3 protein-coding genes are annotated in these 3583 nt (G+C 40.6%); all 3 read left to right on the top strand.

Features of this window, described 5'->3' with window-relative positions:
• The coding region (locus BN1127_RS22280) for a site-specific integrase (protein ID WP_156139793.1) at window positions 1-1864 on the top strand (1864 nt) is incomplete at its 5' end.
• The gene (locus BN1127_RS20080; RefSeq protein WP_021141269.1) at window positions 1861-2343 is read left to right on the top strand and encodes a hypothetical protein; all 483 of its coding nucleotides are present in this window, start codon (window positions 1861-1863) and stop codon (window positions 2341-2343) included. The genes BN1127_RS22280 and BN1127_RS20080, both read left to right, overlap by 4 nt.
• Window positions 2340-3173 carry a thymidylate synthase gene (locus BN1127_RS20075; protein WP_042650619.1) on the top strand — a complete coding sequence of 278 codons (834 nt, stop codon included), beginning with the start codon at window positions 2340-2342 and terminating at the stop codon, window positions 3171-3173. The genes BN1127_RS20080 and BN1127_RS20075 overlap by 4 nt, the downstream gene beginning before the upstream one ends.
• The last annotated feature ends 410 nt before the right edge of the window (window positions 3174-3583 follow it).

The following is a 3583-nucleotide window of genomic DNA, read 5'->3' as shown; positions in this document are numbered from 1 at the left end:
GTTCACGCTCTCACCCTGGGACTACACAGCAGATGTTGAAATTGCCAAAACAATGAGGGGGAGTAGGCTAATAATTGACTTTTCAGCATATAATAACATCCCTAAATCCATAGTGGCAGAGCTCAAAATTGCTATAGTATATATTAGAATTATCCCTAAACGATCTCAAAATAGACGCGGTAAAAGTGGGCAAACACTCTCCATGCAATCGATAACACCAATGGTAAAGTCATGGTTAGATTTCATGGATCACTTTTATAATAAGGCAGGTGAAGAATACGGCAGTGCATTCTGTAGAGAGAAATTCTGCTCTTTAATTGATATTACCTATCAAGACTATAAAATGTTCAGTGTTGGCTATCAAAAAGCAGAGTCAACAGTCTACCACATTGAACAAGTTTTTGAGTGGTTTTCACATGACCGAATTGTAAATGCTCTTTACTCTCACACTCCATTCTTACCTAAAATCGAACATCTATCTATTACACAAATTGAGAAAAAAGAAGATGATAGGGAAAAGGTAATCCCTGACGAAATCTTTGATAGAGTTGTGACTATATCAAGCTGCTTGATCAGCGACTTCCTCCATAAGATGGGGTTGCCAATAAAAGATAAAATTGCAGAGAAAAAACTTGATCTATTTCGGAATGAATTGCCACCATCAGTAATGGATATAAGCGATTCAGATGTTGAGTATTATATTGGTGTGCGTCTTTACAAAAAAAATACAGACATAGCTCTTGTTAGAAGCAAGCTCAATACGGAGCTGGTTGGTGATGTCAGGGCCGCAGATCTTCAGCGTCCAGAGCAGGGCACAGAAGACATATTTAATTACACTAAGCTTGTACATGATGCAGCAATTTACATTATTGCCCAGTTCACTGGTATGCGTCCAAGTGAATTTACAGAAATTCGTGTAGATAAACCACTTACAAGTTCCTTTGATATTCCATGCATTTGTTCTACTGTTCATAAACATCGTTCAACTTCACGAAGGCTGTTTGATGACCTTTGGGTTGCAATTCCCGCTGTAGAAGATGCAATGGCAGCTCTAGTTGTATTGACTAGAATTAGGAATAATCCGTTTGTTTATAGTAAAAGTGAAACGCTAAAGTTTAGTCAGGAACCAAAAACACTCAAGAACGGTGTATGCATAGTAATTAAGAATTATTTTTCTGAAATTCTAACCAGCGATGAACTAAATTCCATTGATTTCTTCCCATATATGATGAGACACACCTTGGCATATCAAATGTACAAAGTGGAGTTGGGGCTCCCATTCATTTCTCATCAATTGAAGCATTTTGGTAATCTTGTTCAGTCAGTTGGTGCCGCCTCTAATAAGGGCTTTTCTAGTGACACAATGTGTTATGGTGATATCGGAGATATGTTATCTGGTATTAAAGCAGAAAAAAACAACCTTCGGCATCAGGCAGAAGTGCATCTCGTAAAAGAAATGTATGACCCGAATGGTACGTTTGCGGGTGTGAATGCAGATGCTCATAAGAAACGACTAAGGAAGCTTTTTGAAGGCTATCAAGCTGCTGGCTATTCAAATGATGAGGTCTTTGAGGCGATGGCCCAACAGGGAATGGCAGTTATCAATGTAGGCACTGGTATGTGCTATGGCGGTCGTGTAGAAGAGTTTGATCAAAGCCTCCCATGCATTGGTAGCCTGCGTTGTAACCCTAATCGCTGTCATCAAGCTGTGATTACAAAAGCACATATCCCCAAGTGGCGTGAGGTTTATGAGCAGAATATGAAAGTAGTGAGTCTTGGTGAATCAGAGACTAATTATCGCCAGGCTGTGGAAGCTGCTAATGAAGCTAAAGGTGTTCTGGAATATCTCGGGGTGTTTAAATGACCGCCTATGATGAGAGGAATAATAAAGAGTTCAATGATGTAACTGAGAGCATCAATGAAGCGTTAATCAAGATGCAGAACGATCGCTCTATAAAGTGTTCAATATCATCCCTTGCAAACCTTGCATCAGTTCACAGAAACACCATCCGTAATCGGGTCTGGCCTCTTGAGCGAGTGGCTGCAATCAAAGCTGCCAGGAAGGCTGAGCTTGAGGAAAAAAGAAACAATATCATAGAGGTTGACCCAACGGTTGAACTCAAGGAAAATATTAGCAAGTGTTTAAAAGAAATTCAGTATTGGTATGGTAAATCTAACGATTTTAAGTCGTTATATGAGTCTATGACTGTTCAGTTTGTTACCATGTCGAAATCAAGGGATTTCTATATGGTTCAAGCTGATAAGTTGCAAGTCGAGCTAGAAAAAGCCAATGCTGAAATTGCAAGAATTACAGACTTATTAAATATGGTGAATGAAAAATGAAAGCATATTTGGAGCTTTTGCAAGATATTATGGATAGCGGGACGGTTAAAGGTGACCGGACTGGCACAGGTGTAAAATCGGTATTTGGGCGTCAAATTCGACATAACCTCGCTGATGGTTTCCCTCTACTCACAACTAAAAAGCTCCATTTTAAGAGCATTGCCAATGAGTTAATTTGGTTCTTAAGTGGTGACACCAATACTCGTTGGCTAAATGAGAATGGCGTAAAAATTTGGGATGAATGGGCAACAGAAACTGGTGATCTGGGGCCAATTTATGGCAATCAGTGGACTGCTTGGCCGACTAAAGATGGTGGTGCAATTAACCAAATCGATTATGTCGTTAATGCCCTCAAAAACAATCCGAATAGCAGGCGGATCCTATTCCATGGCTGGAATGTTGAGTATCTGCCAGACGAGTCAGTAAGCCCGCAAGATAACGTGCGTAATGGTAAAATGGCTTTACCTCCTTGCCACCTGCTATATCAATTCTATGTGGCAGATGGAAAATTGTCAGCACAATTGTTTTTACGCAGCAGTGACATATTTTTGGGCTATGCTTATAACCAAAGCAGCCTCGCTTTATTAACACATATGCTGGCACAGCAGTGTGATCTTACACCACATGAAATAATTATCTCTTTCGGTGATGTTCATGCTTACTCGAATCATTTTGAGCAGATTAAAGAACAGCTGTCTCGTGAGCCGAGAGGGTTGCCGGAGCTGAAAATTCTGCGTAAACCCGATTCAATATACGACTATAAGTTTGAGGACTTTGAGATTGTTGGGTATGACCCGCATCCTCATATTAAGGCTCCTGTAGCAATATAACAGGGCTTCTATACCAATATTAATTAAAGGACAGCCTGCAATATACGGGCTGTTTTTTATGCTTTTCAGTAGAGCGCCAAGTAACGATGAGTAAGTTTATATGTACAGAGCTAGTTATCCTCTGACACCAGCCTCAAACCAGTGTCTTATTTACGCTACTTTCGTGCGCCCTTTCTTTGGTATCAAGGTCAGACCCTTTTCAACGTGCCGTATTCATCTCCCTTCCCTGATTACCAGTCCGCTCCTGCCCCTCCCTAAAGCGCCATAAGTTAGGGAAGGTGCGAATAAGCGGGGAAATTCTTCTCGGCTGACTCAGTCATTTCATTTCTTCATGTTTGAGCCGATTTTTTCTCCCGTAAATGCCTTGAATCAGCCTATTTAGACCGTTTCTTCGCCATTTAAGGCGTTAT

It is taken from the genome of Aeromonas media (assembly GCF_000819985.1).
Taxonomy (GTDB): Bacteria; Pseudomonadota; Gammaproteobacteria; order Enterobacterales; family Aeromonadaceae; genus Aeromonas; species Aeromonas media.
This window is presented reverse-complemented; position numbering and strand designations above follow the sequence as displayed.

Bases quoted from the DNA above. Each gene is read 5' to 3' on its own strand.
- BN1127_RS20075 (WP_042650619.1), top strand. From the start codon at position 2,340: ATGAAAGCATATTTGGAGCTTTTGCAAGATATTATGGATAGCGGGACG.
- BN1127_RS20080 (WP_021141269.1), top strand. From the start codon at position 1,861: ATGACCGCCTATGATGAGAGGAATAATAAAGAGTTCAATGATGTAACT.